At 33.1% G+C, this 6,278-nt stretch carries 7 protein-coding genes; 2 read left to right on the top strand and 5 right to left on the bottom strand.

Translation table 11 applies throughout. The annotated features are described in order from the left end of the window. Both V5784_RS11515 and V5784_RS11510 read right to left on the bottom strand, forming a co-directional pair. Positions 1 to 244: MFS transporter (locus V5784_RS11515; protein WP_336889165.1), on the bottom strand; the 244-nt coding region annotated here is incomplete at its 3' end. A gap of 148 nt (positions 245 to 392) precedes the next feature. Then, the gene (locus tag V5784_RS11510) at positions 393 to 1,553 is read right to left on the bottom strand and encodes a nucleotidyltransferase (protein WP_336889164.1); all 1,161 of its coding nucleotides are present in this window, start codon (positions 1,551 to 1,553) and stop codon (positions 393 to 395) included. 291 nt (positions 1,554 to 1,844) lie between these two features. On the opposite strand from V5784_RS11510, the gene V5784_RS11505 reads away from it, so the two are divergent. Both V5784_RS11505 and V5784_RS11500 read left to right on the top strand, forming a co-directional pair. Further along, on the top strand, positions 1,845 to 2,612 hold the full coding sequence (locus V5784_RS11505) for a type III pantothenate kinase (protein WP_336889163.1): 768 nt from the start codon (positions 1,845 to 1,847) through the stop codon (positions 2,610 to 2,612). Between the two features lie 278 nt (positions 2,613 to 2,890). Further along, entirely contained in the window at positions 2,891 to 3,328 is a 438-nt protein-coding gene (locus V5784_RS11500) for a hypothetical protein (RefSeq protein ID WP_336889162.1), read from the top strand. 63 nt (positions 3,329 to 3,391) lie between these two features. On the opposite strand, the gene V5784_RS11495 is transcribed toward V5784_RS11500, so the two are convergent. The 3 genes from V5784_RS11495 to feoB all read right to left on the bottom strand — a co-directional run bounded on the left by V5784_RS11495 (position 3,392) and on the right by feoB (position 6,251). Further along, the gene (locus V5784_RS11495) at positions 3,392 to 3,559 is read right to left on the bottom strand and encodes a 4Fe-4S binding protein (RefSeq protein WP_336889161.1); all 168 of its coding nucleotides are present in this window, start codon (positions 3,557 to 3,559) and stop codon (positions 3,392 to 3,394) included. A 243-nt stretch (positions 3,560 to 3,802) separates the two neighbouring features. Beyond that, a complete protein-coding gene (locus tag V5784_RS11490; protein ID WP_336889160.1) occupies positions 3,803 to 3,946 on the bottom strand; it encodes a FeoB-associated Cys-rich membrane protein in 144 nt (47 codons plus the stop codon). A gap of 103 nt (positions 3,947 to 4,049) precedes the next feature. Then, complete coding sequence (feoB, locus tag V5784_RS11485; protein WP_336889159.1) at positions 4,050 to 6,251, bottom strand: ferrous iron transport protein B; 2,202 nt, start codon at positions 6,249 to 6,251, stop codon at positions 4,050 to 4,052. Between the last annotated feature and the right edge of the window lie 27 nt (positions 6,252 to 6,278).

The raw sequence follows: 6,278 nt of genomic DNA, 5'->3' as shown, positions 1-6,278 counted from the left end.
CCCATCTAGTATCTATCCTGTCAGACCAGTATCCCACCAAGGGATCTGATATCATATCTACAGATCTCGATATAATCAATGCTAAAGATATTAAGATCGGTGCCATTATCGGTGTCAATCCTGAATTTTCAGGGGGCAGATAATAATACAACACCCACTGAGCAAATATTTGATCCACTATGGCGTAGCTGACTCCTATTCCATAAAATATTTGATATTTTAAACTTAATTTTGTTTGTTCCAATTTTTTCCCTCCTTATCTTAATTCTTTCCTTGTTGTCGTTTTCCTGATTGACGAATATGAAATTTAATTCTAACTAAAAGAAAATTACAATGTCATAAGGAAAACTATCGTTATAGTATTTGTGTTTTTATTTTATAAAAAGGAAGAGTTATTCTATTATTATTGGAAATTTTCTCTCCTCATAGGGATTGATTATCCCGTATATCCTGTCACATTTTATCTCGAAATTTAGGAGTTCCCTTTCCCTTTCATCTAAGATCAGGCTGACATTTTTTAATCCTGATAAGGATTTTATTCTCAAAATCTCTTTTTTTTCCTTGAGATATCTACTTCCTAACTTTGAAAATCCTAATATTTTTACATATGTTATTCCAGCTTTAGTTTCATCTATTATTTTTTTATCTATCTTCAAAAGAATATGAGCCAACACCCTTTGAATCCTTCCATTGGTATATCTTTTGGTCATCAAGTTTTTATAAAATTCATGAAAATCCGGATATTTTACCGCCATCTCAAAAACCCTATTATCTAAACCTATCTCCATATCAGCAACAAATTTAAGTTCCTCATAGTTATTTATAATCTCATACCTCAACAGAGGATAAAAATTTTCTAAATAAGTAGGAGTGCCTAAAAGGTTGTGACTTTCTACGGGCATTACTTTTTTTATCTCCTCTATCCTGCCTTCCTTTATCATCGCTCTTATGGCAGTCGCACTAGTAATCTCATCTATGATCTCCTTGTCATGATATCCTACCGCCTTTCTTTCTATCAGCCTCACTTTTATAGATGAACCTAATTTTCTGATGGCTTTGATGTATTCTACTCCTAGTATATCGTTGGGTCTCAAGATACCTTTTTCTCCTAAAAGTTCCTCTATAACAGAGCTTATAGCATTGGGGTAGGACATTCCCTCCCCCATCTTTTCTTTTATTTTTTCAGCCACAAGTATTTTTTCATCTATCTGTAGATAGGCAATTTTTTTTAATTTTTCTAAGTCCGAAGATTCTGAACCAAAAACTAAAGTTGCCGCCCCTAGTTTGTCTAAGATATCCACAGCTCCATGGGAAAATATTTCTGCTGATTGAACTGAATAAAATACAGGCAATTCTACCACTAGATCTACACCATTTTTAAGTGCCATATGAGCTCTCGTCCACTTATCATATATTGCAGGTTCCCCCCTCTGTAAAAAATTACCACTCATGACTGCTATAACTAGGTCACCATTTTTTTTAGCTTCCATCAAATGAAGTTTATGCCCATTATGAAATGGATTATACTCTACTACTATTCCTGTTGCTCTCATTCTTCTCTCCTTTTTAACTCGAACTAAAACCGTATATATTAATTGATTCATTGACCTATATAATTTAAAACCTTTCTTTATGCCACCAAGGGTATACGAATATTAACTATTTTTAATAGTAATTTTCTATTCTTTTTACTCATCACCACTATTATACATAATTTTTTTATATTCTTATATATATTTTAAAAGTATTGAAGATATTTAGTATCTATATTATAATGACTTGGTTGTTTGAAAACATTGCTTTGCGATAAATTAATATTTTTTATCAGTCATAAGGAGGACATCATGTTAATAGCATTTGATATTGGAAACACCCATATTGTCACTGGAATCTTAGATGACAAAGGAAATTTAATCACTAGTTTTAGAATTGCTACCAAGGATAACATCACCGAAGATGAACTTTTTTCATATTTGAAAAACATTACTGATTTCAATGAAATCAAATTGACCAATGTCTGTGGAGTCATCGTATCTTCTGTAGTCCCTGGACTTATTAGGATCTGTGATTATTTGGCAAAAAAATTTTTTAATTTATCACCATTAATTATAAATCTAGATCTTGAGCTACCTTTTAGTTTCAAAGAAGGGTTAAATAATTCTGGATTCGGAGCAGACAGAATTATAGATATAGTACAAGGATTAAAATTACATCCAAATAAAGATCTCGTGGTCTTTGATTTCGGGACAGCTACTACCTATGAGATCCTTATAAATAAAATCTATGTCGGAGGCGGAATTCTTCCAGGAATAAATATGTCTATAAATTCCCTCTTTGGAAACACAGCTCAGCTTCCAAAAGTTAAATTTGAGAACCCACATACCATAGCTGGAAGAAATACAGTTGAACAGATTCAAGCTGGAATTTTTTATGGGTATACTGGGCAGATCAAAGAGATCATTAGAAAGATCAAGGAGATCTATCCAGAGACCTATGTTATTGCCACTGGTGGACTAGGAGAGATTATCAGTAAGGAAGTCAACACTATAGACGAATATCTTCCAAACCTAAGTATCCAAGGGATGTATTCTCTCTGGCTAGAAAACAAGTAAATGACCTCACCTCTCCTAATTTTAGGAAGGTATTTTTTTACAAACTAACATTACTTTTCTTAATCTACCTCCATTTTTTATTTGATTTTAACAAGGAAATATTATTTTTTATAGGTATACTATTAAAGCTAAAAAAATTGGAGAAGTTAAGGATATAATTTAAAAAACCGGTCACAACTTACACTAATTAACTCGAAAAAAAGTTAAATTTTAAATTTACGGAAGGGTAATTTATAAATTACCTAGATAGTTTCGCTATATGCGATAGGGGGGATTTTATGTCTGATAGAAAAATTATAGATAGCGAGGAGTTACTCCGTTTAATCAAGAGCAATACTAGAAAAAACAAAGATGAGGAGGGAGACTTAGACTACGATATATTTGTCGGTTTTGACGATGGTACCTATGAAGGAATTGAAGTCGATAGCAGTTATCATATCTTAGTTAGGAATGAGTTTTTATTTATTTCTCAGGTTAAGGAATTTTTAGAAATATGGGATGGGGGAAATCTGGAAAAAGAGGGAGAAAATGCTACTTGGTTTATCTCTGATTACTTCTCCGATGGAAATATCTATGAATTAGAAGATGTAGGCAGAGTGTTCGAAGAGTATATTGTCAAGGAAGATAAATTTATTGTAGTAGAAAGTCACTATGAACTTTTTAAAACTATGATTGAAAATCCAGGAAAAAGCATTGTAGTAGAATGGAGCAGATAAATTTTATAATTTCCTAGATAATAAAAAAAGTAGTCTTAGGACTACTTTTTTCTTATAAATTAATTATCCTGTTATAGCTTCTACTGGACATGATCCTGAACATGCTCCACAGTCGATACAAGCATCTGAGATTTCATATTTTCCATCTGTGTCTGCTGAGATTGCTGCTACTGGACAAGTTCCTTCACATGCTCCACATCCGATACAAGCGTCTTTATCAATAATATACATAAGTGTTACCTCCTAAAAATTTAATTTAACTTATTCATAATATACTCTAAATATTTCTATATGTCAACACTTTTTTTCTTCTCTACCCCTTGTTTTCACTAGGTTTGTTTGGGTTTCAAACTATATACAAATCTTTCTTTCTCTATAATATATTAGAGTACATATCTTTATTTATTAGTAGAAAAAATCAGAACGGCCTAAGTAGAAATTCTACTTAGGCCGTTCTGATTTTTAAATATATCTTTATTTTATCTTACCCTTGGTTTTACAAGTTTTAGCACTGGAGCATCCTCCACATTTAGATTCACCCTTAAATGATTTAAATACACTTCTCAAAGAATAATATGAGATGCCTACTATTATTAAACTCAAAAATACAGTTTTCATCTTGACTCCTCCTTCTTAACTCTCTCTGATTCTCTCTCTTTCTGTAAAGATAGAGAGAGTTTTATTACCCTCGCTCTAATCTAAAGAGAGGGAAGGGAGAGTTCTAAATAAACAATCTTCCTATTTGATATACCAATATAGATGCAATATATGGTACTAAGATCAAGAATCCTGTTATAAACCACATAAATTTATTTCCAAACTCCTGCTTTATAGCTGCTAAGGTAACTACACAAGGAACAACCAACAAAATAAATACCATAAATGAATATGCTTTTAATGGTCCTTCTTTGTCTCCAGCCCATAAATTTGCTACTGCTCCTACAACTCCGACGCCTTCTTCTTCTACAGTCTCTGCATCTGGGGTCTCAAACAACCCACTTATTGCTCTTACATCTACTACCCCTAAGAATGAATCCTTTAAAGCAAATCCTAAACTTATAACCTGTTCTGTTACATCTTCTCTGAAAGTAGTTACTTCTTCAATTTCACCTTCGCTGCTCTCTTCTTTAAGAGTTAATACTTGAGCCATAAATCCTACCACAACTTCCTTAGCTGCTATACTAGGTATAACTGCAGCTACCGCTTCCCATCTGTCTCCAAAACCTGTTGGTTTCATAATAGGGGCTAGTACTTTTCCAAACTTTGCCATATATGAGTTTTCTGTATCTCCATGATTTGGGAAATAAGTCAATGCCCATAAGATTATTAAAACTCCCATGATTACTGTTGTAGCTTTCTTCAGGTATGATCCGGTTCTTGTGAATGCTGATCTGGTTATCATCTTCATACTTGGTATTCTATATGGTGGCAACTCTATTAATAATGCTCTATCGTCAGTTTTAAAATATTTGTGTTCTTTAAAAGTTAAGCCAACTAATATAGCTACAAAAATTCCTAAGAAATATAAACTCATCACTATCAACCCAGCACTCTTACCAAAGAAAGCTGCTGTAAATAATCCGTATACTGGTAATCTTGCACCACAAGACATAAACGGTGTCATTAGAGCCGTCAATCTTCTAGAATTTTCATCTTCTAAAGTTCTAGTAGCATAGATGGCAGGTACTGTACACCCAAATCCTAACACCATTGGTACAAATGCCTTTCCATTTAATCCCATAGTTCTCATCAACTTATCCATTAAAAATGCTACTCTGGACATATACCCGCTTTCCTCTAATATAGCCAGGAAGAAATATAAAAATAACATCAATGGAACGAAGACTAATACTCCACCAACTCCTGCAACCAATCCATCCAACACAAATGAATTTAACCAATTTGGAGTTCCTTCTACAAGGATTCTAGCATATTTACCAATAAATCCATTTATAAATCCATCTAACCAGTCCTGTAATGGAGCTGCACCATTAAATACCGTTCCCATAAGACCAGCCATTAATATTAAAAATATAGGCAGTCCCAAAACTTTATTGAGTAAGATCTTATCTACCTTATCTGTGAAATCTAACCTTGATTTCATTGATGTTTTCAATGTGTGCAGGAGGATCCCCTTTACAGCCCCATACCTGCTCTCTGCAAATATAGTTTCTACATTTTCATCAAATTTATCCTCTATCCTCGCAATAGATTCCCCTACTAAATCAATCTTATTTATTCCGTACCCCTTTAACTTCCCTAAGAAATAATTGTCACCTTCCAATAATTTTATAGTTGTAAAATCCATAGAGTATTTTTTCATTACAGTAATAAATTCATCGTTGTTTTTAATAAATTCCTCCACTTTTTTCATCTCTGATTCTAAAAACTTATCAAATCTCAATTCATATTTAGAGTGTACCTGTCCTTTGTGTTCTTCTGCTACCAGTAAAGCTTTTTCTAATAGCTCATTTAGCCCTCTATTTTTTAATGCACTTGTTGGAACAGCTTTCATCCCTATATGCTCCTCAAAATGCTTCAATTCCAATTTATAGTTTAATTTTTCAAATTCATCTATAAAATTTAATGCCATTATCATAGGTTTACCCAGTTCTTTCAATAGCATAGTTAGATATAGATTTCTATCTAAGTTGGTTGAATCCACTACATTTATTACTACATCTGGGCTCTCATCTATGATATAGTCACGAGTAATTTTTTCCTCCAAGGTATATGGACTGAGGGAATATACTCCTGGCAGATCCACTAATTTAATTGTTTGACCCTTATATTCAAATTGTGCCTCTTTTTTTTCGACTGTAACTCCCGGCCAGTTCCCTACCTTTAGGGATGAACCTGCTATCTCGTTTATCAATGCTGATTTACCTACATTTGGATTTCCTGCAAATGCCATCTTTATCATTTCTTATCTCCCCTATGACGACTTTTA

It is taken from the genome of Psychrilyobacter sp., from assembly GCF_037132775.1.
Classification (GTDB): Bacteria; Fusobacteriota; Fusobacteriia; order Fusobacteriales; family Fusobacteriaceae; genus Psychrilyobacter.
Note: the sequence above shows the minus strand (reverse complement) of the source record. Positions and strands in the feature narration are given on the sequence as shown.

What these genes read in the sequence shown, in the direction of transcription:
- V5784_RS11505 (WP_336889163.1), top strand. Translation starts at nt 1,845, where the DNA reads ATGTTAATAGCATTTGATATTGGAAACACCCATATTGTCACTGGAATC.
- V5784_RS11510 (WP_336889164.1), bottom strand. Translation starts at nt 1,553, where the DNA reads ATGAGAGCAACAGGAATAGTAGTAGAGTATAATCCATTTCATAATGGG.
- V5784_RS11490 (WP_336889160.1), bottom strand. Translation starts at nt 3,946, where the DNA reads ATGAAAACTGTATTTTTGAGTTTAATAATAGTAGGCATCTCATATTAT.
- feoB (WP_336889159.1), bottom strand. Translation starts at nt 6,251, where the DNA reads ATGATAAAGATGGCATTTGCAGGAAATCCAAATGTAGGTAAATCAGCA.
- V5784_RS11495 (WP_336889161.1), bottom strand. Translation starts at nt 3,559, where the DNA reads ATGTATATTATTGATAAAGACGCTTGTATCGGATGTGGAGCATGTGAA.
- V5784_RS11500 (WP_336889162.1), top strand. Translation starts at nt 2,891, where the DNA reads ATGTCTGATAGAAAAATTATAGATAGCGAGGAGTTACTCCGTTTAATC.